This window comes from Citrobacter sp. Cb004, from assembly GCF_030337065.1.
Taxonomy (GTDB): domain Bacteria; phylum Pseudomonadota; class Gammaproteobacteria; order Enterobacterales; family Enterobacteriaceae; genus Citrobacter; species Citrobacter braakii.
This window is the reverse complement of record NZ_JAOWCH010000033.1, coordinates 40,381-66,323: the sequence shown is the minus strand read 5'-3', so window position 1 is coordinate 66,323 and position 25,943 is coordinate 40,381. Positions and strand designations below refer to the sequence as shown.

General features: G+C 54.0%; 24 protein-coding genes and 1 other annotated feature. Of the genes, 6 read left to right on the top strand and 18 right to left on the bottom strand.

Going from position 1 to position 25,943, the window contains the following annotated elements; translation table 11 throughout:
• Window position 1: 1 nt before the first annotated feature.
• From thrB to yjjY, 5 genes are all read right to left on the bottom strand, one after another.
• Window positions 2–931, bottom strand: coding sequence for a homoserine kinase (thrB, locus tag OGV65_RS01230; RefSeq protein WP_016155645.1), 930 nt, complete (start codon window positions 929–931; stop codon window positions 2–4).
• Window position 932: 1 nt separating this feature from the next.
• Window positions 933–3,395: a bifunctional aspartate kinase/homoserine dehydrogenase I gene (thrA, locus tag OGV65_RS01225; RefSeq protein ID WP_286454514.1), complete on the bottom strand. Its 2,463-nt coding sequence runs from the start codon at window positions 3,393–3,395 to the stop codon at window positions 933–935.
• A 23-nt stretch (window positions 3,396–3,418) separates the two neighbouring features.
• Window positions 3,419–3,545 (bottom strand) — a sequence feature (Thr leader region).
• A complete protein-coding gene (gene thrL, locus OGV65_RS01220; RefSeq protein ID WP_032337689.1) occupies window positions 3,475–3,540 on the bottom strand; it encodes a thr operon leader peptide in 66 nt (21 codons plus the stop codon). (Overlaps the previous feature by 66 nt.)
• Window positions 3,546–3,751: 206 nt before the next feature.
• The gene (locus OGV65_RS01215; protein ID WP_016155643.1) at window positions 3,752–4,438 is read right to left on the bottom strand and encodes a tRNA/rRNA methyltransferase; all 687 of its coding nucleotides are present in this window, start codon (window positions 4,436–4,438) and stop codon (window positions 3,752–3,754) included.
• A gap of 399 nt (window positions 4,439–4,837) precedes the next feature.
• Window positions 4,838–4,978, bottom strand: a complete 141-nt coding sequence (gene yjjY, locus OGV65_RS01210) for a YjjY family protein (RefSeq protein ID WP_042998021.1) — start codon at window positions 4,976–4,978, stop codon at window positions 4,838–4,840.
• Between the two features lie 95 nt (window positions 4,979–5,073).
• Between yjjY and arcA the strand changes: the two genes are divergently transcribed.
• Complete coding sequence (arcA, locus tag OGV65_RS01205) at window positions 5,074–5,790, top strand: two-component system response regulator ArcA (protein ID WP_001194359.1); 717 nt, start codon at window positions 5,074–5,076, stop codon at window positions 5,788–5,790.
• Between the two features lie 61 nt (window positions 5,791–5,851).
• On the opposite strand, the gene creD is transcribed toward arcA, so the two are convergent.
• The 4 genes from creD to creA are packed head-to-tail and all read right to left on the bottom strand — an operon-like array spanning window position 5,852 to window position 9,876.
• On the bottom strand, window positions 5,852–7,219 hold the full coding sequence (gene creD / locus OGV65_RS01200) for a cell envelope integrity protein CreD (RefSeq protein WP_103766852.1): 1,368 nt from the start codon (window positions 7,217–7,219) through the stop codon (window positions 5,852–5,854).
• Window positions 7,220–7,276: 57 nt separating this feature from the next.
• Window positions 7,277–8,701, bottom strand: coding sequence for a two-component system sensor histidine kinase CreC (creC, locus tag OGV65_RS01195; protein ID WP_200080207.1), 1,425 nt, complete (start codon window positions 8,699–8,701; stop codon window positions 7,277–7,279).
• The gene (gene creB, locus OGV65_RS01190; protein ID WP_286454513.1) at window positions 8,701–9,390 is read right to left on the bottom strand and encodes a two-component system response regulator CreB; all 690 of its coding nucleotides are present in this window, start codon (window positions 9,388–9,390) and stop codon (window positions 8,701–8,703) included. Before creB ends, creC begins: the two co-directional genes overlap by 1 nt.
• Window positions 9,391–9,402: 12 nt before the next feature.
• Window positions 9,403–9,876, bottom strand: coding sequence for a protein CreA (creA, locus tag OGV65_RS01185; RefSeq protein ID WP_016151621.1), 474 nt, complete (start codon window positions 9,874–9,876; stop codon window positions 9,403–9,405).
• A 211-nt stretch (window positions 9,877–10,087) separates the two neighbouring features.
• On the opposite strand from creA, the gene robA reads away from it, so the two are divergent.
• Window positions 10,088–10,957 carry an MDR efflux pump AcrAB transcriptional activator RobA gene (robA, locus tag OGV65_RS01180; RefSeq protein ID WP_016151620.1) on the top strand — a complete coding sequence of 290 codons (870 nt, stop codon included), beginning with the start codon at window positions 10,088–10,090 and terminating at the stop codon, window positions 10,955–10,957.
• Here robA and gpmB read toward each other — a convergent pair.
• Entirely contained in the window at window positions 10,954–11,601 is a 648-nt protein-coding gene (gene gpmB, locus OGV65_RS01175) for a 2,3-diphosphoglycerate-dependent phosphoglycerate mutase GpmB (RefSeq protein ID WP_016151619.1), read from the bottom strand. The genes robA and gpmB overlap by 4 nt on opposite strands.
• 52 nt (window positions 11,602–11,653) lie before the next feature.
• On the opposite strand from gpmB, the gene yjjX reads away from it, so the two are divergent.
• A complete protein-coding gene (yjjX, locus tag OGV65_RS01170) occupies window positions 11,654–12,169 on the top strand; it encodes an inosine/xanthosine triphosphatase (protein ID WP_016151618.1) in 516 nt (171 codons plus the stop codon).
• A 75-nt stretch (window positions 12,170–12,244) separates the two neighbouring features.
• Here yjjX and trpR read toward each other — a convergent pair whose 3' ends face one another.
• Window positions 12,245–12,571, bottom strand: coding sequence for a trp operon repressor (trpR, locus tag OGV65_RS01165; protein WP_019078321.1), 327 nt, complete (start codon window positions 12,569–12,571; stop codon window positions 12,245–12,247).
• Between the two features lie 90 nt (window positions 12,572–12,661).
• Window positions 12,662–14,599, bottom strand: coding sequence for a murein transglycosylase (gene sltY / locus OGV65_RS01160; protein ID WP_047358370.1), 1,938 nt, complete (start codon window positions 14,597–14,599; stop codon window positions 12,662–12,664).
• Between the two features lie 408 nt (window positions 14,600–15,007).
• On the opposite strand from sltY, the gene ettA reads away from it, so the two are divergent.
• Window positions 15,008–16,675: an energy-dependent translational throttle protein EttA gene (gene ettA, locus OGV65_RS01155; protein ID WP_286454512.1), complete on the top strand. Its 1,668-nt coding sequence runs from the start codon at window positions 15,008–15,010 to the stop codon at window positions 16,673–16,675.
• 99 nt (window positions 16,676–16,774) lie between these two features.
• Here ettA and nadR read toward each other — a convergent pair whose 3' ends face one another.
• From nadR to serB, 3 genes are all read right to left on the bottom strand, one after another.
• Entirely contained in the window at window positions 16,775–18,004 is a 1,230-nt protein-coding gene (gene nadR / locus OGV65_RS01150) for a multifunctional transcriptional regulator/nicotinamide-nucleotide adenylyltransferase/ribosylnicotinamide kinase NadR (RefSeq protein ID WP_016151614.1), read from the bottom strand.
• 65 nt (window positions 18,005–18,069) lie between these two features.
• Window positions 18,070–19,452, bottom strand: a complete 1,383-nt coding sequence (gene radA, locus OGV65_RS01145; protein ID WP_016151613.1) for a DNA repair protein RadA — start codon at window positions 19,450–19,452, stop codon at window positions 18,070–18,072.
• A gap of 83 nt (window positions 19,453–19,535) precedes the next feature.
• Window positions 19,536–20,504, bottom strand: a complete 969-nt coding sequence (gene serB / locus OGV65_RS01140) for a phosphoserine phosphatase (protein ID WP_003829946.1) — start codon at window positions 20,502–20,504, stop codon at window positions 19,536–19,538.
• A 115-nt stretch (window positions 20,505–20,619) separates the two neighbouring features.
• On the opposite strand from serB, the gene OGV65_RS01135 reads away from it, so the two are divergent.
• Both OGV65_RS01135 and lplA read left to right on the top strand, forming a co-directional pair.
• Window positions 20,620–21,261: a YtjB family periplasmic protein gene (locus tag OGV65_RS01135; protein WP_016155636.1), complete on the top strand. Its 642-nt coding sequence runs from the start codon at window positions 20,620–20,622 to the stop codon at window positions 21,259–21,261.
• 20 nt (window positions 21,262–21,281) lie between these two features.
• Window positions 21,282–22,298, top strand: coding sequence for a lipoate--protein ligase (lplA, locus tag OGV65_RS01130; RefSeq protein WP_115191024.1), 1,017 nt, complete (start codon window positions 21,282–21,284; stop codon window positions 22,296–22,298).
• Between the two features lie 84 nt (window positions 22,299–22,382).
• Here the strand turns inward: lplA and deoD are convergent, their stop codons facing one another.
• The 3 genes from deoD to deoA all read right to left on the bottom strand — a co-directional run bounded on the left by deoD (window position 22,383) and on the right by deoA (window position 25,898).
• Window positions 22,383–23,102: a purine-nucleoside phosphorylase gene (deoD, locus tag OGV65_RS01125; RefSeq protein WP_000224864.1), complete on the bottom strand. Its 720-nt coding sequence runs from the start codon at window positions 23,100–23,102 to the stop codon at window positions 22,383–22,385.
• Between the two features lie 199 nt (window positions 23,103–23,301).
• Window positions 23,302–24,525 carry a phosphopentomutase gene (gene deoB / locus OGV65_RS01120; RefSeq protein ID WP_016151610.1) on the bottom strand — a complete coding sequence of 408 codons (1,224 nt, stop codon included), beginning with the start codon at window positions 24,523–24,525 and terminating at the stop codon, window positions 23,302–23,304.
• 50 nt (window positions 24,526–24,575) lie between these two features.
• Entirely contained in the window at window positions 24,576–25,898 is a 1,323-nt protein-coding gene (gene deoA, locus OGV65_RS01115; protein ID WP_016151609.1) for a thymidine phosphorylase, read from the bottom strand.
• Window positions 25,899–25,943 lie beyond the last annotated feature (45 nt).

Sequence of the window (25,943 nt, the reverse complement as noted above, 5' to 3'; positions counted from 1 at the left end):
ATTATCCCAGTACCCGTGCGCCCGCCGTGTCCAACCGGCAAATATGAACAAAGCCTTCCTGATTTTGCAGATAATTTTTACCCAGCCAGTCTGCTACACGCTGCGCCGTATCCGGCTTGTCGCACAAAGCGAACAGCGTCGGCCCCGAACCGGAGATGCCGCTGGCCAGCGCCCCGATTTCCGCTACCGCCTGACGCGCCTGGCTAAAGCCTGGCAGCAGGCGGGTACGGTACGGCTCAGCAATGACATCTTTCATCAGCTTCGCGGCAAGCCCTGGCTGACGGGAATAGCAGGCATGGATAAACCCAGCCAGATGCCGCCCGTGGGCGATACAGTCCTGACGGCGATACTGCGCAGGTAAAATCGCCCGCGCTTCTGCCGTCGACACTTTAATCCCCGGATACGCGAGGACCCACAGCCACTCATCAAAGCCTGGCACCTGCTGGCTGATAATGCCGTTTTCTTCGATCATTAACTGCATGCCGCCCAAAAAGCACGGGGCGACGTTATCGTAATGAATACTGCCGGAGATACGCCCTTCCAGCTCACCCATTATCGCCAACAGGCGCGTATCGTTGAGCGGTTTACCGCAATGCTCGTTCATGGCGACCAGCGCCGCTACAACGGAACACGCGCTGGAGCCTAACCCGGAGCCAATCGGCATATTTTTTTCCAGCGTCATCGCCACCGGAACGCTTTTACCCAGCTCCTGACAGAATCGCTCCCAGCACTGGTAGACAATATTTTCTCGCGGCTCAGGCGGCAGCTTATTGGCAAAGCGACCAAGGTTGTTAAGGCTGAAATGGTCAGCCGCCTCAACGGATACCACATCGCCTAACAGCGAACCGTCCACCGGGGTTACCGCCGCTCCGAGCACATCAAACCCGACGCTCATATTGGCGCTGGAAGCCGGGGCATAAACTCTCACCATGTCAGACTCCTAACTTCCATGAAAGGGTGCGTAGCAGGTCAGCAAATACGCCCGCCGCCGTCACGTCGTTACCCGCGCCGTATCCGCGCAGAACCAACGGTAGCGGCTGATAATAGTGGCTGTAAAACGCCAACGCGTTTTCACCGTTTTTCACTTTGAACAGCGGATCGTTGCCGTCTACTGCCTCTATTTTCACGCGACAGACGCCATCCTCTTCAATATTGCCAACATAGCGTAATACTTTCCCCTCATCACGGGCTTTCGCCACACGCGCGGCAAAGGCGTCATCCAGCTGCGACAATTTCGCCATAAACGCGGAAACATCACCGGAATCATCAAACTCTTTTGGCAGGACCGGCTCAATGACAATGTCAGAAAGCTCCAGCTCACGACCGGTTTCACGGGCCAGGATCAGCAGCTTACGCGCCACGTCCGTACCGGATAGATCGTCACGCGGATCGGGTTCGGTATAGCCCAGCTCACGCGCCATGGTGGTGGCCTCGGAGAAGCTCATGCCTTCATCCAGCTTGCCGAAAATAAACGACAGCGAACCAGAAAGAATACCGGAGAAACGTTGCAGTTCATCGCCCGCGCTGAGCAGATTTTGCAGGTTCTCAATTACCGGCAAGCCCGCGCCTACGTTGGTGTCGTACAGGAATTTACGACGAGACTTCGCCGCAGCAAAACGCAGCTGATGGTAGTAATCCATCGACGACGTGTTGGCCTTTTTGTTCGGCGTGACCACATGGAAGCCTTCGCGCAGGAAATCCGCATACTGATCCGCGACCGCCTGACTTGACGTACAGTCGACAATCACCGGATTGAGCAGATGATATTCTTTCACCAGACGAATTAAGCGCCCCAGGTTGAAAGGCTCTTTCGCGCTTTCCAGCTCCGACTGCCAGTTTTCCAGATTCAGACCATGGACGTTGGTCAGCAGGGCCTTCGAGTTCGCCACACCGCACACGCGCAAATCGATATGCTTCTTTTTAAGCCAGGTTTGCTGACGTTTAAGCTGCTCCAGCAGCGCACCGCCCACGCCGCCAACACCAATGACAAATACTTCAATCACCTGATCGGTGTTGAACAGCATCTGATGGGTCACACGCACGCCAGTGGTCGCGTCGTCGTTGTTCACCACTACCGAAATGGAACGCTCAGACGAGCCCTGGGCGATTGCCACGATATTAATGTTCGCGCGAGCCAGCGCGGCAAAAAATTTCGCCGAGATGCCACGCAACGTGCGCATACCATCGCCAACGACCGAGATGATCGCCAGACGCTCAGTCACCGCCAGCGGCTCCAGCAAGCCTTCTTTCAGTTCGAGATAGAATTCATCCTGCATGGCGCGTTGCGCACGCGCGCAGTCGCCCTGCGGGACGCAGAAGCTGATGCTGTATTCAGAAGAGGATTGGGTGATCAGCACCACCGAGATGCCCGCGCGCGACATCACGGCAAAAACTCGCGCCGCCATCCCCACCATGCCTTTCATCCTAGGGCCGGAGACGCTAAACATCGCCATGTTATTGAGGTTAGAAATCCCTTTTACCGGCAAATCGTCATCATCACTGCAGGCACCGATAAGCGTGCCGGGCGCTTGTGGATTGCCGGTATTTTTAATCAGGCACGGGATCTGGAACTGGGCAATAGGGGTAATGGTGCGCGGGTGCAGCACTTTAGCGCCGAAGTAAGAAAGCTCCATCGCTTCCTGATAAGACATCGACTTCAGCAGTCGGGCGTCGGGTACCTGGCGCGGATCGCAGGTATATACGCCATCGACATCGGTCCAGATCTCACAACAATCGGCGCGCAAACAGGCGGCCAGTACGGCGGCAGAGTAGTCAGAGCCATTACGCCCCAGCACCACTAACTCTCCTTTCTCATTCCCGGCGGTAAATCCTGCCATCAGAACCATATGGTCCGCAGGAATACGGCTGGCGGCAATGCGGCGCGTAGATTCGGCAATATCAACGGTAGATTCGAGGTAATGGCCTACCGCCAGCAATTTCTCTACCGGGTCGATGACCGTCACGTTGTGCCCGCGCGCTTCCAGCAGGCCAGCCATGATGGCGATCGACATTTTTTCACCACGGCAAATAAGCGCAGCATTGATGCTGTCCGGGCACTGACCCAGCAGGCTGATACCGTGCAGGACGTGCTTAATCTGTGCAAACTCTTGTTCAACAAAGGCTTTGAGCGGAGCCTGCGGGAAACCCGGTTGCGCGGCGGCAAGACCCACCAACAGCTCAGAGAAAATGCGTTCGGCGTCGCTGATATTGGCTAAAGCATCCTGACCACCGATGGTCTTCTCAATCATCGCCACCAGATGGTTGGTAATTTTTGCGGGGGCAGAAAGAACGGTCGCGACCTGCCCCTGTCTGGCATTGCTTTCCAGAATATCGGCAACCCGCAGAAAGCGCTCTGCATTTGCCACTGATGTACCGCCGAACTTCAACACTCGCATGGTTTACCTCATTGCCTTTGGTCGAAAAAAAAGCCCGCACTGTTTAGGTGCGGGCTTTTTCTTGTGTTTCCTGTACGCGTCAGCCCGCACCGTTACCTGTGGTAATGGTGATGGTTGTGGTAATGGTGATGCTGATGCGTTTCATGATGTTGTGTGCTCTGTAATTATTTATTATCTGCCCTGTATTCTTTTAGGGTTAAAGTATCTGCTGATCTAAGTCAATAAATTTTTAAATTGGTCACATTCCGAAACTTGTTCACGAGCGACTGCTTGCCCTTTTAGTTTCGACCAATTCAGTATGTCACCCCTACTTGAATCCAGAATAAAACACCACACAATAAAAACAGTTCAATACTTTATTTCGTGATGCTTTTTTCTATATCATGTAAAAAACGGTGCAACATTGCTGTATCTCGCTGCCCTAACAGACCCATTCGCTGTTGCAACCAGTCCGTCAACTTGATGTCGTCAGAAACGTTCAGCGTGGCTAATAAACGCAAAACGCGCGCGCGCAATGCCTGTAGCTGAAGCTCATCCGTCACCTCAATGTTTTTGACGGGTTGTTGTATTAAACCTGCTAATTGATAGCAATACACCATCACCGCCTGCCCCAAATTGAGTGAAGGATAGTCAGCCACCATAGGTACACCGGTGAGTACATCCGCCAGGGCCAATTCTTCGTTGGTCAGCCCTGAATCTTCACGACCAAAAACCAGCGCGGCGTGATCCATCCACGTTGATTTTTCCTGCAGCAGCGGAACCAGTTCGACCGGGGTAGCGTAGTAATGGAACTTCGCCCGACTACGCGCAGTGGTCGCGACGGTAAAATCTACGTCATGCAGCGCCTCCGCCAATGTTGAAAAAACGCTAATATTATCAATAATATCGCCAGAACCATGCGCGACCCATCGCGTGGCGGGTTCCAGGTGGGCTTCGCTGTCAACGATGCGTAATTGGGTGAACCCCATGGTCTTCATAGCGCGGGCAGCCGCACCAATATTTTCCGCTCTGGCGGGGGCAACCAGAATAATTGTTAAACGCATTTCGATACTCTTTTTGGCCAGTCTGCAAGGAAAAATGTGACGTGCTTCAACATATTACGCAGTGCGAATTTACATATTTTTAACAGAAATCACTGAAAAAGCATTTCGCATCCATTAAAAAATGCTAAACTATTTCCCGGGTGTACTATTGCTTTTTATGTTAACAAAAGTTGCATATCCCTCTGTTTATCCATGATAATTTAATTTAAAATGGATCGCACCGGTTGGATTCATTACATTTATTAATTTGCTCGTGCAACTAGTTGTAATATTGCAATTTTGTGATGAAAGCAAACATTTGGATACGTTGATTTCATCAAACTGTTAACGTGCTACAATTGAACTTGATATATGTCAACGAAGCGTAGTTTTATTGGGTGTCCGGCATGTCTTAGCCTGTTATGTTGCTGTTAAAATGGTTAGGATGACAGCCGTTTTTGACACTGTCGGGTCCAGAGGGAAACTACCCACGACCAAGCTAATGATGTTGTTGACGTTGATGGAAAGTGCATCAAGAACGCAATTACGTACTTTAGTCATGTTACGCCGATCATGTTAATTTACGGCATGCATCAGGCAGGTCAGGGACTTTTGTACTTCCTGTTTCGATTTAGTTGGCAATTTAGGTAGCAAACATGCAGACCCCGCACATTCTTATCGTTGAAGACGAGTTAGTAACACGCAACACGTTGAAAAGCATTTTCGAAGCAGAAGGCTATGATGTATTCGAAGCGACAGATGGCGCGGAAATGCATCAGATTCTCTCTGAATATGATATCAACCTTGTGATTATGGATATCAATCTGCCTGGGAAAAATGGCCTGCTGTTAGCGCGCGAACTTCGCGAACAAGCTAACGTTGCGCTGATGTTCCTGACGGGCCGTGATAACGAAGTCGATAAAATTCTCGGCCTCGAAATCGGCGCAGACGATTACATCACCAAGCCGTTTAACCCGCGCGAACTGACTATCCGTGCTCGTAACCTGCTGTCCCGTACCATGAACCTGGGTACTGTCAGCGAAGAACGCCGTAGCGTTGAAAGCTACAAGTTCAATGGCTGGGAGCTGGACATCAACAGCCGCTCTCTGATTGGTCCTGACGGTGAGCAGTATAAACTGCCACGCAGCGAATTCCGCGCCATGCTTCACTTCTGTGAGAATCCGGGCAAAATCCAGTCTCGCGCAGAACTGTTGAAAAAAATGACCGGTCGCGAACTGAAGCCGCATGACCGTACCGTTGACGTGACGATCCGCCGCATTCGTAAGCATTTCGAATCAACGCCGGATACGCCAGAAATCATCGCCACCATTCACGGTGAAGGCTACCGTTTCTGCGGCGACCTGCAGGATTAATTCAATCCTCACTGGTATAAAAACGGCGCTTTATGCGCCGTTTTTCATTTCCCCTACTGCCCTATTTCCACAAGCGAAATTCCTCGCTCTGCGCAGGCTGAAGCTCTGGAAGTTCTGTAGATTTTGGCTTTGTTTTTGGCTGTGCCAGCGAGTGCCAGTCAAGATGACGCGTCAGGAACATTACCCCACACAGCGCGAACAACAGCACGCCGGTTCCCAGCAGTAAAGAGCTATCCTGTGAACGTAGCAGCACCCACATCACACCATCCAACCCCAGCAGCGCCACGGTGAACAAAATACTGTTCCGCCAGCCCTGCAATATCGCCTGCAGATACACACCGTTCATCAACGCCCCCACCAGACTTGCCGTAATCCACGCCGCCGTAAAACCAATGTGTTCCGACAGTGCCAGCAGCAGCAGATAAAACATTACCAGCGATAGCCCCACCAGCAGATACTGCATCGGGTGCAGGCGCAGATTGGTCATACTTTCAAGGACGAAGAAAGACATAAAGGTCAGCACAATCAGCAGGATGGCATACTTTGTCGCCCTGTCCGTTAACTGATACTGATCTGCTGGCGTGGCGACGGCGACGCTAAACGCTGGCATGCCCAGCCAACCAATCTTTTCGTCGTTAAAGCGCTCGCCGAGGTTGTTCGCAAACCAGCTGCTTTGCCACTGAGCCTTGAATCCTGATTCGCTAATTTCACGCTTAGCCGGGAGGAAGTCCCCAAGAAAGTTGGGATGCGGCCAGTTGCTGGTTAAGGTCATTTCACTGTTACGCCCAACCGGAACGACGGAGAAATCGCCGGTTCCGCTCAAATTAAGCGACAACGCCATGCTCAGATTTTGCTCAGCCCAGCTCGCATCGGGTAGCGGAATGTGGATCCCCTGCGCACGTCCATCCAGCCCCGTCCCAGGCTCAACGGCCAGCGACGTTCCATTGACCTGCGGCGCTTTTACCACGCCAATCCCGCGCGCGTCCCCCACGCCAACCACAATAAACGGTTTGCCGATGCTGATATTAGGATGATTTAAATCACTCAAGCGTTCGGCGTTAAACTCAGCCTTCACCGAAACATCATTGTGCCAGACCTGGCCCTCATAAATACCGATTTTACGCGCTTCAACGTTCTGATTCCCCTCAACTACCAACGACTCCGGCAGCCAGAAATGGATATAGCTACGCTTACGCTGGATTTCTTTGCCATCCTCCAGTGAGGTGTAAAGTTCCGTTACCGGAATGGCTATCAACGGTCCTACCATCTTTTGCGGCCCGCTGGTGCTCTGTCGGATAGCATCTTCGACTTCATCGCGGTAATCCGATCGCTCCACGATGATCTGCCTGACCATCGTCAGCGGGATTAACAGCAGCAGTATTGCGCCACCTAAGGTGACTATTTTCCAAAACAGGGGGGATTTAAACATAGCGTTCTCCTTTGCAATATCAGCAAGGTAGAACAGCTATGTGCGGAGAATTTGAAGTTATGTGAAGTGAGCGTGAAGCGTAAACGAGGCCTGTGCGCCGCCTTGTGGTCGGTTGCACAATGTCACCGTCCCCTCGTGCAGTCGCGCAACCTCACTGACAAACGCCAGCCCTAAACCGCTGCTCTTATGCCCATTTTCACGGGGCAGCGAATAGAAACGCTCAAAAATACGCGGCAACGCGAAGTCGGGGATCCCGCTGCCGCTGTCGATTATCTGCAACGTGACCAGTTCATCCTGCTGATGCGCGCTCAGCGTAATCGTCCCGTCCTGTGGCGTGAAGTCGATAGCGTTGTCGAGCAAATTCCCCACTGCCTGCTCCAGTAACGCAGGATCGGCGGCGACGCTAAGCGATGAAGGCATAATGGTAAGCGTGATGTTTTTTGCCGCCAGTTGCACGCTACGCGCCTCTTTGAGCTGAGCAAACAGCGCATCTACCGCCACTGCCGTCAACGTAATGTCCTGTCGATTCTCCAGTCGCGCCTGGCGTAACAGGGTTTCGACCAGCGCCTGCATACGCGCATTTTGCGTCAGAATATTATCGGTAAAGCGCGCAACCACGTTCGGCGGCGGACCTTCGCGCAAAATCTCAGCCGCGCCGCGAATGGCCGCCAGCGGACTTTTCAGTTCATGCGTTAACGCATAAACATACTGCTCAATGTAGTTTTTGCCCTCCAGCTTCAGTCGCATACTTTCCAGCGCCTGCGCCAGTTTACGTAGCTCGCTGCTGCCTAAATCAGGCAGTGGGACAGGACGATTCTCGGTAACGGAGTCGGCATAGCGCGCCAGCCGGGCGATGGAGCGGTTTATCCACCATACCATCCCGATGCCAATCACTAAGGCAATGCCCAGCAATACGGCGCTGGCCCACAGCATCCGCCGTTCACTGCGTTTAATCACCGGCGCCATCGCCGCGTTCGGTTTACCGACGCTAAGCACTCCGATAATACGTCCGCCGTCTACGATCGGCGCGGCCACGTACATCACTGAACTTTCCGGATCGTTCGGGTTTTGCGGCGTGCTGCGGGCGCCATATTGCCCACGCAGGGTTAACCACACGTCGTTCCAGCGAGAATAGTCCTGACCGACAGCCTGGTTTGCGGAATCAAACAACACTTTACCCTGCGCGTCCGTCATGTAGACATGGTATTCATTACGGACTTTGTTAATGCCGCTGATATTGGCGCTGAATGGGCGGTTATGCAGTTGCGAAAATGCCTGCGCCAGCTTGCCGTTGGCGGGAGAGTCAGAGAGCAAGTCATCGCGCGCCAGCGCAGCCAGCAGCGTGGCGGTATCAATCAAAGTGCCTTCGGTTGCCCGGCGGACGCCTGGTTTAATTTCCTGTACAAAGATCGACAAAACGAACCAGGCGGCGACGGCAACAATCAGAAAATAGCCGAGCAACAAACGCATGCCAATGCGCATCAGACGCTCCTCAGGCTATATCCCATACCGCGATGCGTATTGATGGGGGAAAGCTCAGGGTTGATCGCCCTCAACTTGGCGCGCAGCGTTTTGATGTGAGTATCGACCGTTCTGTCAAAGGTGTCCTGTGCATCGGCCCAGACTAAATCCATCAACTGCTGGCGTGAGTAAATGCGCCCCGGCGACAACAGCAACGTTTTCAGTAACAGAAATTCATAGCGCGTCAGGTTTAACGGCCTGCCTAACCAGGTAATCTGCGCGGCCAGCTCATTAAGTTCAAAATCGCCGCAACGCGTCGTCGATGAAGGAGCAGAGAATTTCTGCACCCGCCGCAGCAGCGTACGCACACGGGCGCACACCTCGCGCGGTGAGAAAGGCTTGGCAACATAGTCATCCGCGCCAATTTCCAGCCCCAGCAGGCGATCCACCTCATCGCTACGCGCGGTCAGAAACAGGATCGGCAACGCTGGATGCCGCTCCAGCAGGCGTCGACACAGTTCAAAACCGCTGATATCCGGTAGTCCGACATCCAGAATGATCGCATCAGGACAACGCTGGCGAGATTTCTCCAGCGCAGGTAATCCGCGCTCAAACGCTTCCACGCTAAAACCTTCCTGCTGCAGCATGTAGATGAGCGTATCGGCAATGCCCTGCTCATCCTCAACCAACCAGATCAACGGTTGTTGCATTTTGCTTCCTTGTTATTCCCGCCACGGCATGATGGGCACCGCGCTGATGGCATTTTTGGGTGATCCATCGACCACTTTATCTGAATAGGCCAGATAGGCCAGTGCATTACGTTTCGCGTCGTAAAAACGCACGACCTGTAAGGATTTAAACACCAGCGAGGTACGTTTTTTAAATACCACTTCGCCCTGCGCTTTGCCGTTCTTGATTCTGTCGCTCAGTTCTACCGGCCCCACCTGCTGACAGGAAATGGCGGCATCGGAGGTATCTTCCGCCAGCCCCAGCCCACCTTTGATGCCGCCGGTCTTCGCCCGGCTCACGTAGCAGGTCACGTTGGTAACATCAGGATCGTCAAACGCTTCGACCACAATTTTATGATCCGGCCCAAACATTTTGAACACCGTATCGACAGATCCAATCTGCTCCGCATGGGCGACCTGCGCTAACATCAGCAGAATTGAGGAAATGATTAAGCTCTTATATTTCATATTGTTACCATTTTTAAAAGTTACTCTGTGTAATTATTCGACATTCTAAGATAAAACGTATACAGATCACAGGATTACAATAATCACGCTTTCGAATGATCGAAAAAAGCATTTATGAGCAAAAAAAACACTGAATGCTAAAACAGCAAAAAATGCTATTATCCTCATACCTGACGTCAGGTACTCGTTGTTGAAAGGATGAGGATATTTTATGGATCAGGCTGGCATTATTCGCGACCTATTAATCTGGCTGGAAGGTCATCTGGATCAGCCTTTGTCGCTTGACAATGTGGCGGCAAAAGCAGGCTATTCCAAGTGGCACCTGCAGAGAATGTTTAAGGACGTGACGGGCCATGCTATTGGCGCCTATATCCGCGCCCGTCGTTTATCGAAATCCGCAGTGGCGCTGCGCCTGACTGCACGCCCAATTCTGGATATTGCGCTGCAATATCGCTTTGACTCTCAACAAACCTTTACCCGCGCGTTCAAGAAACAGTTTTCCCAGACGCCTGCGCTGTATCGCCGTTCGCCGGAATGGAGCGCGTTTGGTATTCGCCCGCCTATGCGACTGGGTGAATTTGCCATGCCTGCGCACGAGTTTGTCACGCTGGAAGATACGCAACTGCTTGGCACCACGCAAAGCTATTCCTGCTCGCTGGAGCAGATTTCAGATTTCCGTCATGAAATGCGAATTCAGTTCTGGCGCGACTTCCTTAGCCAGGCTCCTGCAATCCCACCGGTGCTGTACGGGCTGAACGAAACGCGTCCGAGCCTCGAAAAAGATGATGAGCAGGAAGTGTTTTACACCACAGCACTGACGCCGGAACAGGCCAATGGTTATGTGCCGTCGGCACAGCCTATCCTGCTACAGGGCGGCGAGTATGTGATGTTTACCTATGAAGGGCTGGGGACCGGCGTACAGGAGTTTATCCTGACGGTTTACGGCACATGCATGCCAATGCTGAACCTGACGCGCCGTAAAGGGCAGGATATCGAGCGATACTACCCGGCAGAAGATGCCAAAGCGGGAGATCGCCCGATCAACCTGCGCTGCGAATTCCTGATTCCGATTCGCCGCTAACGCTGTAGTTCGTCTAACGCAGGGGCGTCCAGATGTGAGATGTCCCCTGCCGTTTCAACTACCCATCCCGGCGCCAGCCACAAACTTTCCTGGTAATCGACGCGAGAAATAGAACAGTTGCGCAGACGCAGGCGACGTTCAGCCCATGCCGGTAATCCCAGAATCGTACTCACCAGGCAACCCAGTGCAATACCGTGACTGACCAGCAGCGGACGACTCCCCGGCGGCAACTCCAGACAGGATGCCAGCGCCGCGTGGACGCGATCGCTCAGTTCCTGCATCGATTCCCCTTCCGGAATACGCCCCTCCACCGTACCGTTCACCAACTGGCGACGCCAGCCCTCTTCTTCCGACGTCAGCGTATCGATATGGCGTTGCTCTAGCACGCCCATATTCAGCTCGCGCAAACGTGAGTCATAGGTGATATCACAGCCACAGGCCTGGGCGATGATTTCTGCGGTGCGTCGTGTACGACCTAAATCGCTGCTGATGACATGCGTAATACCAAAAGTGCGGGCGCGTTCGCCCACCTGCATGGCTTGCTGTTCACCTTTAGCGGTCAGTGGGCTGTCTGACTGGCCTTGAATACGTCGCTCGGCGTTCCACTGCGTTTCGCCATGGCGAACAAGGTATACCTGTAACATGCTTTTTTTCCGTTATACTGCGATGCGATGAATTTTCAAACTGAGCTTAATTATGCACAAGGTTATCTCTGCGACCACCAATCCTGCCAAAATTCAGGCAATTCTGCGGGCATTTGAAGAGATTTTCGGGGAAGGATCCTGCCATATTGAACCCGTCGCCGTCGAGAGTGGCGTGCCGGAACAACCTTTCGGAAACCAGGAAACGCGCACTGGCGCACGAAATCGCGTTGATAATGCGCGCCGTCTGCACCCGCAGGCTGATTTTTGGGTCGCTATTGAAGCGGGAATTGACGACGATGCGACCTTCAGTTGGGTGGTGATTGATAATGGCGTCCAGCGCGGCGAAGCCCGTTCAGCCACGCTGCCATTGCCTGCTGTCATTCTCGACAGAGTCCGTCAGGGCGAAGCGCTCGGTCCGGTGATGTCGGACTACACGGGTATTGATGAGATTGGCCGTAAAGAGGGCGCTATCGGCGTCTTTACCGCGGGCAAGCTGACGCGCTCAAGCGTCTACCACCAGGCGGTGATTCTGGCGCTCAGCCCGTTTCATAACGCAGTGTATTTATAGCGTTGTGCCGGATGGCGGCTTCGCCTTATCCGGCCACAACCGCTCCACATAATTAGGCCTGAAAGCGAAGCGCCATCAGGCATTTTTTAGCAGCACCTGCTCCAGCCAGTGACGCAGATCCACCGGTGCAGATTTGAGGCTGTTCGACCCCCGTGTAATGGTGGCGATCCCCGCCCCGAGCTCGTTTTTAAGCTCGCGCTGACTCATCTCGCCGCGCAGCAGCTCTTCAATGATACGCACGCGCGTGCCCAGCGCTTCGCGCTCATCCGGCGTTAACATCAAATTGAGCAGGGGCAGGTGTAAGTCTTGTTCATAGGCGTGTTTAAGCAGATCGACAAAACGTAACCACTCCTGGTGACGCTGTTCTGCCATCTCTGCCGAATAGGGTGATTGCTGAGTCATAAGTTATCGCCATCGTTGCGGGGGGAAGCGTGCTTGCCTCCCCCTTTTGTACTCTTTAACGAGTACGATAGCATAACACAACCGACACGATCAGTAACGACGTTGCCATTCTGCGTCGCTCATCAACTCCGGTTTGTCACCGAGGAAATAGCGATAGTACGCATCATAAGCCAGCACGTTCTTCACGTAGCCACGCGTCTCAGAGAATGGAATGCTTTCGACAAACGCGACAGCATCAATACGACCCGCGCTATTGCCAAGCCAGGTGCGAACGCGCCCCGGTCCAGCGTTATAGGCCGCCGACGCAAAAATGCGGTTATTGCCGAATTGCTGATAGACATACTGTAAATAGCTGGTACCAATGTTGATGTTGGTATCAGGATCCAATAGTTGGCTCGGGCTGCTGTAACCTGGAATCGAGAACATTTTCACCGTATGCGTCGCCGTGCCCGGCATAATCTGCATCAGCCCGCTGGCACCAACCGGCGATTTTACTTTCGGGTTCCAGGCGCTTTCCTGACGCGCTATCGCCATCGCATAGCTTGGCGGAATATCCTTACCGCTGGTGTAGCGTGTAAACAGATCCTTGTAGGCCAGTGGGAAACGCTCTTCCAGATGATCCCACAGCTTACCGGCGATCGTCGCTTGTACGCTCAGATCCCACCAGTGATTATTGAACGCGTAACGCGCCAGCTGAGCCTGCTCAGACTTCGTGCGACTGGTGACCAGATTCGCCCATTCACTGCGCGCGGTATTGTCCAGGTTCCAGTACATTAGCTCGCGCACACGTGCCATTTCCGGTCCCTGAGTCAGCGCAGAGTCAACGTTTGCCGGAGCTTTATCCACTTTCAGCTCGTACTCTTCACCCAGACGCTGTGCCGCCACCATCGGATAGAAACCGCGCTGCTGCATGAGCTGGTGCAGGATCTCTTTGGCTTCCGCCTCACGCCCGCGCTCAAGCAGCAGATCCGCCTGCCAGTAACGCCACTCATCTTTCTCTTTTGCTTCCATTGGCAGACGCGCCAGCCAGGTATTCAGACCACGACGATCGCCGGTTCCCAGCGCCATGCGTACACGTCGCTCCACAAGCGAGGTGGAATTCGAGCGCATAATGGCGTCATCGCGCCATTTGGCCTGCTCATCGGTAACGTCATTGCCCATCAGACGCCAGGCGACGATGTCGCGCAGCTCCTGGGTTTGCTCGTCATTCAGCTGTTGCGCCTGCGCCAGAGACGGGATCATCAGGCGGGCGTTTTCCGCATCCTGACGCGCCACGCTGGAAAAAGCCACCGCCGCCATCTGTCGGGTGAAATCCGTCGCGCCAGTGGTGCGTGCAAAGGTCATCACCGAATTCGGATCGTTGGCCAGCGCGATGATCGCCGAAGCGATAGTTTGGTATTGCGCGGGCATTTGCCCAGCTAACGCCGTGACCAGACCGGTATTCCCGGCTTTCATCGCCAGACGAATACGCTCCAGATACGCCAGCGGATCCTGAGTTCCAGAGGCGCGCCATACGCCGAATAATTTGTCACAGGCGTTCGGCTGGCTTTTCCCACTCAACCACAGTTCTTTCGCGCCCTGCCAGGCCTCTTCGGTTTGCCCGGTGCTCCATTTCGCAAAGTAATAGTTGCATTGCGCTTCCGTGGTACCCGGTTTTTCTGGGCTGAACGCCAGCAGTCCACGCCAGTCCTCCCGTCGCGCCAGTTCATTCACGAAACGTGATTGTAGAGTACGCGCGGGGGGCAGCGTCGGGTTGGCGCGCACAAAATTGGTAACGGTAATGGTGGGCTGATTCATCAGATCGTCAGTAATCTGACGATATTCCAGATAAGGATACAGAGGATAATTCTTCAGGCCGGGCATCATCTGCTCTACGACATCCATCTGTCGGTTATCCCAGGCCTGTTTAATTTGCGCATAGCGACTGCGCTGCTCATCCAGGGAATCGGCTCGCGCCACTTGACTGACCGTCAGCAGACATACGCTGGCCGCCAGCAGGCGCCAGGTAAATTGATTGGCTTTGTCCACAAGCTCTTCCTCTTCTCATGTTACGTCTGTGCAGCATCATGCCGCTTAATTAGTTCATGCTAACCAGACATTGCAGAATGCGCCACGTCACGGACACTTTTTTACTTTTGTTGCGAGTGAGATCTGCTGGCTGGGATTGGGCAATGAAAAAGGCTACACTTCGCCTTTGATAACTATTTACCAATAATTAGCCCTAAATAATTCAAGTTGCAGCAAGGCGGCGAGGGAGTAAATCCCCTGAGCGTACAAAGTGCGTGACTGGGGGGAACAACAAATCTGTCAGGAACAGATTTGAACGCTGCGGAGCAGCGGCCCGCAAGGGCGAGGCTCATGGATGAGCCGAGTAACTCACAGCCAACGCATCTGCAGCTTGAAGTATGACGGGATAAATAAAGAGGCGAGTCCAACGTGGCCCAATTTGTTTATACCATGCATCGTGTCGGCAAAGTCGTTCCGCCGAAACGTCATATTCTTAAAAACATCTCACTGAGCTTCTTCCCTGGCGCCAAAATCGGTGTTCTTGGTCTGAACGGCGCGGGTAAATCGACCCTGCTGCGCATCATGGCCGGCATTGATACCGATATCGAAGGTGAAGCTCGCCCACAGCCTGGCATTAAAATCGGTTACCTGCCGCAGGAACCGAAACTAAACCCGGAACATACCGTTCGTGAATCCGTGGAAGAAGCGGTTGCCGAAGTGGTTAACGCGCTGAAAGGTCTGGATGAAGTGTACGCAAAGTACGCCGAGCCGGACGCCGACTTCGATAAACTCGCTGCGCAACAGGGCAAGTTTGAAGAGATCATTCAGGCGCACGACGGTCATAACCTGAACGTGCAGCTTGAGCGTGCCGCTGACGCCCTGCGTCTGCCGGACTGGGACGCTAAAATTGAGAATCTCTCCGGTGGTGAACGCCGCCGCGTCGCGCTGTGCCGCCTGCTGCTGGAAAAACCAGACATGCTGCTGCTCGACGAACCGACTAACCACCTGGACGCCGAATCCGTTGCGTGGCTGGAACGCTTCCTGCACGACTTCGAAGGCACCGTGGTGGCGATTACCCACGACCGTTACTTCCTCGACAACGTTGCGGGCTGGATTCTGGAGCTTGACCGCGGCGAAGGTATTCCATGGGAAGGCAACTACTCCTCCTGGCTGGAGCAGAAAGATCAGCGTCTGGCGCAGGAAGCGTCTCAGGAAGCGGCTCGCCGTAAATCCATTGAGAAAGAGCTGGAGTGGGTGCGTCAGGGCGCTAAAGGCCGTCAGTCTAAGGGTAAAGCCCGTCTGGCACGCTTTGAAGAGCTGAACAACACCGAATACCAGAAGCGTAACGAAACCAACGAACTGTTTATCCCACCTGGTGCACGTCTGGGTGATAAAGTCGTTGAAGTCACCAATCTGCGTAAATCCTACGGCGATCGCGTTCTGATTGACGACCTGAGCTTCTCCGTACCGAAAGGCGCCATCGTCGGCATCATCGGTCCGAACGGCGCGGGTAAATCTACCCTGTTCCGTATGATGTCCGGTCAGGAACAGCCAGACAGCGGCACCATCACACTGGGTGAAACCGTCAAGCTGGCTTCCGTTGACCAGTTCCGTGACGCCATGGACAACAGCAAAACCGTGTGGGAAGAAGTTTCCGGCGGGCTGGATATCATGAAGATCGGCAACACCGAGATGCCAAGCCGCGCCTACGTAAGCCGCTTCAACTTTAAAGGTGTTGATCAGGGTAAACGCGTAGGCGAACTCTCCGGCGGTGAGCGCGGTCGTCTGCACCTGGCGAAGCTGCTGCAGGTTGGCGGCAACATGCTGCTGCTTGATGAACCAACCAACGACCTGGATATCGAAACCCTGCGCGCGCTGGAAAACGCCCTGCTGGAGTTCCCGGGCTGCGCGATGGTTATCTCGCACGACCGTTGGTTCCTCGACCGTATCGCAACCCACATTCTGGATTACCAGGATGAAGGTAAGGTTGAATTCTTTGAAGGTAACTTTACCGAATACGAAGAGTACAAGAAACGCACGCTGGGCGCAGATGCGCTGGAGCCGAAGCGTATTAAGTACAAGCGTATTTCTAAGTAATTACCGTTAAGCGCCGGATGGCGGCGTTACGCCTCATCCGGCCTACGAGGTTAGTGCGACTTGTAGGCCGGATAAGCGCAACGCCATCCGGCATTTACGCTATCTCTGCTCGCCCATCAACTCTTTCACCAACTCCACGCAGCGCAGAAATCGACCGTCATAGTCGGGCTCCTGAACGTGCACAAAATTGATATTGTTTTCCTGCAGCATCTCGACCAGCAGCGACTGAAACGCTTTTCTGTCAACTGAACTGCCGAGACTGCGTAAGCCATCCGCCACCCATGGAGTGTTGTTCTCCAGCAGGATCACCAGGTCAAAGCGATACTCGTCAATCAGGGCCTGCACAAACGGGTGTTCACGCCCTTCATACTTTTTGCAGAAGGCCTGAGTGGTAACGAAATCGGTGTCGATAAACGCCACTTTATTGGCATACTTGACAGCAAAATCAATGTATTGGGCTTGTCCCAGGGCGATTTTATCGTAGTCGGAATACTGCAACGCCATCTCATCACCGCCCAAATGGGAGAAGACGTAATCACGCCCATATTCCCACGCACTGGTAGTGTTAAAGATATTGGCGAGCTTGTTCACCAGCGTCGATTTTCCGCTCGACTCTCCGCCGAGGATCGCCACAGTGCGTACGAAAAACGGCTTCACTTCTGTAGGAATATACTCCCAGTAGCGAAACGGGTTCTCACGGATTTGCCCGCCGCTGATGTTCATAAACGTCCGTTTGGGATCTACCAGCACGGTTTCGATCCCCAGATGTTCCAGATACTGCGGGGCATCTGACTCTTCAGAGGTGTAAATCCAGTTAGGCTGGATCCCTTTCTCCTGCATAAACGTTTTGATCCCGTTGCTCCACACATCCCAACCGTGTGGATACGGCTCCATACCCTCTTCGTTGAAGGCATGAATACGGATATTTTTCTGATATTTAAAGGTTTGCAGCAGCCAGCGTAGACGATCGGGTACCGTGGGCTGTTGCGACATAGCGCTGTCTTCAAACAGGCTGCGATCGCGCGTGTCGTCATACCCCATGATGATATGCAGTTCATCGACCTGACTACACGCGCGCTGGATAAGATAGATATGGCCGGTATGCAGCGGATAAAACTTACCGAATACCACACCGATATTCTTCTGCTGGCGCGGAAACTCCAGCCCGAGAAACCGGTGCAACGCCTCCAGCTTTTGCGCGCTGGGGCTTTTAATTTTGGCATTCAGCAGTTGGCTTAAATATCCCTTGGTCATGCCACTGGCATCTGCCACCTGTTGCAGGGTACAGCCCTTTTGCTTAATGGCAGTTTTCAGATAATCAAATGACACAAGAGCCTCCTGCTGTAAAAATAAACGTAATACCCAATACCGCCGGAAAGACGACGGGTATTTTATTATAGGTCGTCAAACACGCTTAAAGCATCCGTAAGCTTCTTAACGCCAAAGACCTGCATCCCTTCCGGCACTTTTTTCGGCACGTTGGCGGCAGGAACAATCGCCCGACGAAAGCCGTGCTTCGCCGCTTCCGAAATACGCTCCTGGCCGCTGGGTACCGGACGGATTTCGCCCGCCAGTCCCACTTCGCCAAAGACCACTAAGTCCTGCGGCAGCGGTCGGTCGCGCAGGCTGGAAACCATTGCCAGTAGCAGTGCCAGATCGGCGCTGGTTTCGGTAACCTTCACGCCACCGACCACGTTGACGAACACGTCCTGATCCGCCATCTGCAAGCCGCCGTGACGATGCAGCACGGCCAGCAGAATCGCCAGACGGTTCTGCTCCAGGCCGACCGCCACACGACGCGGATTCGCCATCATCGAATGGTCGACCAGCGCCTGAATCTCCACCAGCAACGGGCGCGTGCCTTCCCAGACCACCATCACCGAACTGCCGGAGGTGACTTCATCGCCACGGCTTAAGAAGATAGCGGAAGGGTTGCTAACTTCACGCAACCCCTGTTCGGTCATGGCAAAGACGCCCAGTTCATTCACCGCGCCAAAGCGGTTTTTATGGCTACGCAGAGTACGAAAACGAGAATCGGCGTCGCCGTCGAGCAGCACCGAGCAGTCAATACAGTGCTCCAGCACCTTTGGACCGGCCAGCGAGCCGTCTTTGGTGACGTGGCCGACCATGACAATCGCCACGCCGCGCGTTTTGGCAAAGCGGGTCAGGTAAGCCGCGGTTTCGCGCACCTGTGCCACGCTGCCCGGCGAAGACTGAATGTCCGCCATGTGCATCACCTGAATGGAGTCGATAACCATCAACCTCGGCTGTTCTTCTTCGGCAATCAGGCAAATTTGTTCGATACTGGTTTCCGACAGCATATTCAGATTCGCCGTCGGCAGACCGAGTCGATGCGCGCGCATCGCCACCTGTTGCAAGGACTCTTCGCCGGTGACGTACAGGGTTTTCATCTGCTCAGCGAGCTTGCACAGCGTTTGCAGCAGCAGCGTTGATTTCCCTGCGCCGGGGTTACCGCCAATCAGGATGGCGCTGCCGGGCACCACACCGCCGCCCAGCACGCGGTCAAACTCTTTAAATCCGGTGGAAAAACGCGGCAACTCTTCAAGGCTGATATCAGACAGCTTCTGCACTTTTGCGATGCCCGCATTCCCGGCATAGCCGCTGAGCCGCTCGTTACGCGCCACCGTTGGTGACGCGGCAAGGCGTACCTCGGTAATGGTGTTCCAGGCCTGACAGGCGCTGCATTGCCCTTGCCAGCGCGGGTAATCGGCCCCGCATTCGTTACAAACAAAGGCGCGTTTTGGAGCTTTGGCCACGTTTTACCTCTTTCGTTAGCGCGTTTACCGGACAGCGTGGGCGCTTATCCGGCCTACGGTCACTTTGCCATCAGGCAATTAAATCATTTCTGGTTCATGCTGCCAGAGAGAATGCAGAACACGCCCATCAGGTCAGCGTGACGGATCGTAATCTCCGTCTTTTCATTCACTTTGGGTTTGGCATGATACGCTATACCCAGTCCAGCCGTTTTGATCATCGGCAGATCGTTGGCGCCATCGCCGATCGCCACCGTCTGCGCCATCGGGATCTCATACTCCTGCGCCAGGCGGGTCAGGGTGTTGGCTTTGTACTGGGCATCGACGATATCGCCGATCACGTTGCCGGTGAATTTACCGTCCATGATCTCCAGCTCGTTTGCCACAGCCGCCGTCAGACGTAGTTTGTTACGCAGATAATCGGCAAAGAAGGTAAAACCGCCGGAGGCAATTGCCACTTTCCAGCCGAGCGTTTCCAGTTTTAACACCAGCTGAGTCAGGCCAGGCATCAGTGGTAGCGTTTCGCGCACTTGGTGCAAAATATTGGCATCAGCGCCCTTCAACGTCGCCACGCGGCTGCGCAAGCTGGCGGTAAAGTCCAGCTCGCCGCGCATCGCGCGTTCGGTAACTTCGGCTACCATTTCGCCGGTTCCCGCCAGTTTGGCAATTTCATCGATACACTCGATCTGGATAGCCGTTGAATCCATGTCCATCACCAGCAAACCCGGCGTGCGCAAATGCGGAATTTTACCCAGTGGCGCAACATCCAGTTTGGCATCATGCGCCAGTTTTGCCGCACGCGGCGTTAACGAGCCCGCCAGACGAATCACCTGATAATCCTCAACGCACCACGCCGCCACGATCACCATCGCCGCACCCAGTTTGCTCTGGTATTGCGTTAACCGTTGTTTATCCAGCCCACGACCGTACAGCAGCCAGCCACTGCGGCCCGCGTGGTAATCCAGCGGCATGACTTCATCACCGCTTAAAGAGAGAGGCAGACCTGGCCACAGAGAAACATCTTCAGGTAGATCGCACCAGGTAATGTTAGGCATTAAAGCTCCTGTAAAATCGTTCGGGTCGGAATCATCAGGGGAAAATAACGCATGAGGCTACCCTGTAACCAGCGCTTCTGGCAACATTAAGTCTCAAATTTTCAGCAGGTGGAATATGGCTCGCACAAAACTGAAATTCCGACTTCATCGTGCAGTGATTGTATTGTCCTGCCTTGCGCTGCTCGTTGCCCTGATGCAGGGCGCGTCCTGGTTTAGTCAAAGCCACCAACAGCAGCGTAATCCGCAGCTCGAAGAGCTGGCGCGCACGCTGGCTCGCCAGGTCTCCTTGAACGTCGCCCCGCTGATGCGTACCGAAACGCCGGATGAAAAGCGCATTAAAGCGGTACTCTCGCAGCTCACGGAAAGTAGCCGTATTCTGGATGCGGGCGTCTACGATGAAAAGGGAGACCTGATTACACGCACCGGTGAGAGCGTCAACGTTCGAGACCGACTGGCGTTGGACGGCAAAAAAGCCGGGGGCTATTTTAACCAGCAGATTGTCGAGCCCATTCAGGGAAGAAATGGTCCGCTGGGCTATCTACGCCTGACGCTGGATACCCACACGCTCGCCACCGAAGCCAAGCAGGTGGATAACACCACCAACATCTTACGCCTAATGCTGCTTCTGTCACTGGCAATTGGCGTGGTGCTCACCCGTACCTTATTGCAAGGCAAGCGCACCCGCTGGCAGCAATCCCCTTTCCTGCTGACCGCCAACAAACCGGTACAGGAAGAAGACAACGAGAAGAAAGAGTAATAACAGAAAGGAAATCGACCATGACGACACTACGCCTGCTTATCTCAGACTCTTACGATCCGTGGTTTAACCTCGCGGTCGAAGAGTGCATTTTTCGCCAGATGCCCGCCACGCAGCGCGTCCTGTTCTTGTGGCGTAACGCCGATACGGTGGTGATTGGCCGGGCGCAAAACCCGTGGAAAGAGTGTAATACCCGCCGTATGGAAGAAGACAACGTGCGGCTCGCCCGTCGCAGCAGCGGCGGCGGCGCGGTGTTCCATGACTTAGGCAATACCTGCTTTACCTTTATGGCCGGTAAACCGGAGTACGACAAAACCATCTCTACCGCTATTGTCCTCCATGCCCTGAACGCGCTGGGCGTAGACGCCGACGCCTCCGGGCGTAACGATCTGGTCGTGAAAACGCCAGACGGCGATCGCAAAGTTTCCGGCTCTGCTTATCGGGAAACGAAAGACCGCGGATTCCACCACGGCACGCTGTTGTTGAACGCCGATCTCAGCCGCCTGGCAAACTATCTCAATCCGGATAAAAAGAAACTCGCCGCCAAAGGCATCACCTCGGTTCGCTCACGCGTAGCGAATCTAACGGAGCTGTTGCCGGGCATCACCCATCAACAGGTCTGTCAGGCCATCACGGAAGCCTTTTTTGCCCACTACGGCGAACGTGTCGAAGCGGAAATTATCTCGCCGGACAAAACCCCGGATCTGCCGAACTTTGCCGAAACCTTTGCCCGTCAGAGCAGTTGGGAGTGGAATTTTGGTCAGGCGCCTGCGTTCTCGCACCTTCTGGACGAGCGTTTCACCTGGGGCGGCGTTGAGCTGCATTTCGACGTGGAAAAAGGTCATATCACCCGTACGCAGGTCTTTACCGACAGCCTCAATCCCGCGCCATTAGAAGCGCTGGCGGGTCGTCTGCAGGGGTGTTTGTACCGTGCGGATATGCTGCAACAGGAGTGCGAAACGCTGCTGGTTGATTTCCCACAGCAGGAGAAAGAGTTACGCGAGCTGTCAGCGTGGATTGCCAGTGCAGTGAGCTAAACGCTGGTCTGAAAATGCCGGATGGCGGTCCGGCATACATCGATTGTAGCCCGGTAAGCGCAGCGCTACCGGGCATCACAACACTTACTCTTTATCGCCCAGCAGAACGGATTCCAGTGCGATTTTGATCATGTCGTTGAAGGTCGTCTGACGTTCAGCAGCAGTGGTCTGCTCGTGAGTACGGATATGGTCGGACACGGTGCAGATGGTCAGCGCTTTCGCACCAAACTCAGCCGCAACGCCGTAGATACCCGCCGCTTCCATTTCCACGCCCAGCACGCCGTATTTTTCCATTACGTCGAACATTTCGCCGTCCGGAGAGTAGAACAGGTCAGCGGAGAACAGGTTGCCCACGCGCGCGTCTACGCCCAGCGCTTTTGCCGCATCAACTGCATTACGCACCATGTCGAAGTCAGCGATAGCTGCGAAGTCATGATCTTTAAAACGGATACGGTTTACTTTGGAGTCGGTGCAGGCGCCCATACCGATAACCACGTCACGCAGTTTAACGTCCATACGCACAGCGCCGCAGGAGCCTACGCGAATGATTTTCTTCACGCCAAAATCGGTGATCAGCTCTTTGGTATAGATAGAGCAGGACGGGATACCCATCCCGTGACCCATAACGGAGATCTTACGGCCTTTGTAAGTACCGGTGAAACCTAACATGCCGCGAACGTTGTTCACTTCACGAACATCTTCGAGGAAAGTTTCAGCAATATGCTTTGCGCGCAGCGGGTCGCCCGGCATCAATACGACGTCAGCGAAATCACCCATTTCTGCATTAATATGTGGAGTTGCCATCTTCAGTTCCCTTTTGATTTATTGTTTTTGTCGAGGGGGTAGCAATGCCTTACCCAACCGACAAAACGAATTCAAATACCCTAAGGATTTCGCGTTGTAGGAAGGCGACGAATTCGGAACCCCCGGGAACATAGATTACCTATGTGACCGGGGTGAGCGAATGAAGTCAACGCATCTACAGCGCGAAAGACAACGGGTATCACAGCATGTTTTTACCGTAGTCCATCGGCGATGTACCAAAGTAGCTCGCCAGCGTCTGGCCAATATCCGCGAAAGTTTCACGGTGACCTAAAGAACCTGGTTTCACTTTCGGGCCGTAAACCAGCACCGGAATGTGCTCACGGGTGTGGTCAGTGCCGGTCCAGCTCGGGTCACAGCCGTGGTCAGCAGTCAGGATCAGAATGTCATCTTCACCCACCAGTTCCATCAGTTCAGGTAAACGGCGGTCGAACAGTTCCAGACCTGCAGCGTAACCAGCGATATCGCGACGATGTCCCCAGGAAGAGTCGAAATCAACGAAGTTAGTGAAGACAATGGTCTTATCACCCGCTTCTTTCATCTCTTTGATGGTGGCGTCGAACAGCGCGTCCAGGCCGGTAGCTTTCACTTTTTTGGTGATGCCGCAGTTAGCGTAGATATCCGCGATTTTACCGACGGAAACCACGTGACCGTCTTTCTCGTCGACCAGTTTCTGCAGCACGGTCGGTGCTGGCGGCTCAACGGCCAGATCGTGACGGTTACCGGTACGCTGGAAATTACCCGCTTTATCACCGATAAACGGACGCGCGATAACACGACCGATGTTGTAACCACCTTCGGTCAGTTCTTCACGAGCGATTTCACACAGTTCGTAGAGTTTATCCAGGCCAAAAGTCTCTTCGTGACAGGCAATCTGGAACACGGAGTCTGCGGAAGTATAGAAAATCGGCTTGCCGGTTTTCATATGCTCTTCACCCAGTTGATCCAGGATCACGGTACCGGAAGAGTGGCAGTTGCCGAGGTAGCCCGGCAGGTTGGCACGTTTGACCAGTTTATCCAGCAGTTCCTGCGGGAAGCTGTTGTCATGATCGGAGAAATAACCCCAGTCAAACAGAACCGGAACACCCGCGATTTCCCAGTGGCCAGACGGCGTGTCTTTCCCGGAAGAGAGTTCATGCGCCCAGGCGTAGGCACCAATCACTTCCGCGTTACCGTCCATACCAGCAGCAATTTTACCGGTAGAACCTTCGTGAGCTTTCACCAGGCCCAGACGGGTCAGGTTAGGCAGATTCAGTGGACCTTTGCGACCCTTGTCAGCTTCGCCTTTCGCACAGGCTTCTGCAATGTGTCCCATAGTGTCTGAGCCTACGTCGCCAAAGCGATCCGCATCTTCAGTCGCACCAATACCAAAGGAGTCCAGCACCATAATAAATGCACGTTTCATCTTGTTCTCCAACATCTGCGCCGCAAAAAAGCGATCAGATCAGTATACAGTTATTCGGTAATACGACGATAGACTGTCGGTGTAATTTCTGGCGCTTTATCGTCAAGGCTAATTGCCGCTTTGACCGCTTTCGCCGCTTCCTGCCAGCTGGCTTCGTCTTTGGCGTGGATCACCGCCAGCGGACGCTGTCCGTCTACGCTGTCGCCCAGACGCGCCATGTCGCTAAAGCCAACGCTGTAATCAATGGTGTCCGAAGCCTGACGACGACCGCCGCCCATGGAAACAACCGCCATTCCCAGCGCACGGGTATCCATAGCGCTGACAAAACCTTCGGTATCAGCATATACCGCTTTGCTGAGCATTGCCGTCGGCAGGTACTTCGCATAATTTTCGACGAAATCGGTCGGGCCTTTCTGCGCCGCAACCATGCGACCAAAAATCTCTGCCGCTTTGCCGTTATCCAGCACCGCCTGCAATTTCGCACGGGCTTCGGCATCATCTTTCGCCAGATTGCCGGAGATCAGCATTTCCACGCACAGCGCCATCGTGACGTCTAACAGACGTGGATTGCGGTATTCACCTGTCAGGAACTGCACCGCTTCGCGGACTTCAACCGCATTACCTGCGCTGGATGCCAGTACCTGGTTCATATCGGTTAACAGCGCGGTGGTACGTACACCCGCCCCGTTCGCCACGCCGACAATCGCTTCGGCAAGCGCTTCAGAAAGCTCATAGGTCGGCATAAAGGCGCCGCTGCCGACTTTCACATCCATCACCAGCGCATCCAGCCCTTCCGCCAGCTTTTTCGCCAGGATAGAGCCGGTAATCAGCGGGATGGAATCCACCGTCGCGGTAATATCGCGGGTGGCATAAAAACGTTTATCCGCCGGTGCGAGCGAGCTGGTTTGCCCAATAATCGCCACACCCACGTCTTTAATAATTTCACGGAAACGCGCATCGTCCGGGAAGATGTCAAACCCTGGGATGGCTTCCAGTTTATCGAGCGTACCGCCGGTATGACCCAGACCACGTCCGGAGATCATCGGAATATAGCCGCCACATGCAGCGACCATCGGGCCTAACATCAGTGACGTTACGTCACCCACGCCGCCGGTAGAGTGTTTATCCACAATCGGGCCGTTCAGCTGCAGGCTTTTCCAGTCCAGCACGGTTCCTGAATCACGCATTGCCATGGTCAGCGAAACACGCTCAGGCATTGTCATATCGTGGAAGAAAATGGTCATCGCCAGGGCGGCGATTTGCCCTTCAGAGATGGTGTTGTCGCGAATCCCATTGATAAAGAAACGAATCTCTTCATCGCTCAGCGCATGACCATCACGTTTTTTACGAATAATTTCTTGTGCGAGAAACATGGTAACCCCCGATAAATCAGGTTAAATGCAGCGGAAAACCCACTG

Excerpts from the sequence above, each read along its gene's own strand:
- deoA (WP_016151609.1), bottom strand. The coding sequence starts at position 25,898 with ATGTTTCTCGCACAAGAAATTATTCGTAAAAAACGTGATGGTCATGCG.
- yjjY (WP_042998021.1), bottom strand. The coding sequence starts at position 4,978 with ATGACTAAAGTACGTAATTGCGTTCTTGATGCACTTTCCATCAACGTC.
- creB (WP_286454513.1), bottom strand. The coding sequence starts at position 9,390 with ATGCAACAACCGTTGATCTGGTTGGTTGAGGATGAGCAGGGCATTGCC.
- thrB (WP_016155645.1), bottom strand. The coding sequence starts at position 931 with ATGGTGAGAGTTTATGCCCCGGCTTCCAGCGCCAATATGAGCGTCGGG.
- OGV65_RS01135 (WP_016155636.1), top strand. The coding sequence starts at position 20,620 with ATGGCTCGCACAAAACTGAAATTCCGACTTCATCGTGCAGTGATTGTA.
- yjjX (WP_016151618.1), top strand. The coding sequence starts at position 11,654 with ATGCACAAGGTTATCTCTGCGACCACCAATCCTGCCAAAATTCAGGCA.
- creA (WP_016151621.1), bottom strand. The coding sequence starts at position 9,876 with ATGAAATATAAGAGCTTAATCATTTCCTCAATTCTGCTGATGTTAGCG.
- gpmB (WP_016151619.1), bottom strand. The coding sequence starts at position 11,601 with ATGTTACAGGTATACCTTGTTCGCCATGGCGAAACGCAGTGGAACGCC.
- OGV65_RS01215 (WP_016155643.1), bottom strand. The coding sequence starts at position 4,438 with ATGCGTTTAACAATTATTCTGGTTGCCCCCGCCAGAGCGGAAAATATT.
- deoB (WP_016151610.1), bottom strand. The coding sequence starts at position 24,525 with ATGAAACGTGCATTTATTATGGTGCTGGACTCCTTTGGTATTGGTGCG.
- lplA (WP_115191024.1), top strand. The coding sequence starts at position 21,282 with ATGACGACACTACGCCTGCTTATCTCAGACTCTTACGATCCGTGGTTT.
- deoD (WP_000224864.1), bottom strand. The coding sequence starts at position 23,102 with ATGGCAACTCCACATATTAATGCAGAAATGGGTGATTTCGCTGACGTC.
- trpR (WP_019078321.1), bottom strand. The coding sequence starts at position 12,571 with ATGACTCAGCAATCACCCTATTCGGCAGAGATGGCAGAACAGCGTCAC.
- arcA (WP_001194359.1), top strand. The coding sequence starts at position 5,074 with ATGCAGACCCCGCACATTCTTATCGTTGAAGACGAGTTAGTAACACGC.
- creD (WP_103766852.1), bottom strand. The coding sequence starts at position 7,219 with ATGTTTAAATCCCCCCTGTTTTGGAAAATAGTCACCTTAGGTGGCGCA.
- creC (WP_200080207.1), bottom strand. The coding sequence starts at position 8,701 with ATGCGCATTGGCATGCGTTTGTTGCTCGGCTATTTTCTGATTGTTGCC.
- robA (WP_016151620.1), top strand. The coding sequence starts at position 10,088 with ATGGATCAGGCTGGCATTATTCGCGACCTATTAATCTGGCTGGAAGGT.
- serB (WP_003829946.1), bottom strand. The coding sequence starts at position 20,504 with ATGCCTAACATTACCTGGTGCGATCTACCTGAAGATGTTTCTCTGTGG.
- thrA (WP_286454514.1), bottom strand. The coding sequence starts at position 3,395 with ATGCGAGTGTTGAAGTTCGGCGGTACATCAGTGGCAAATGCAGAGCGC.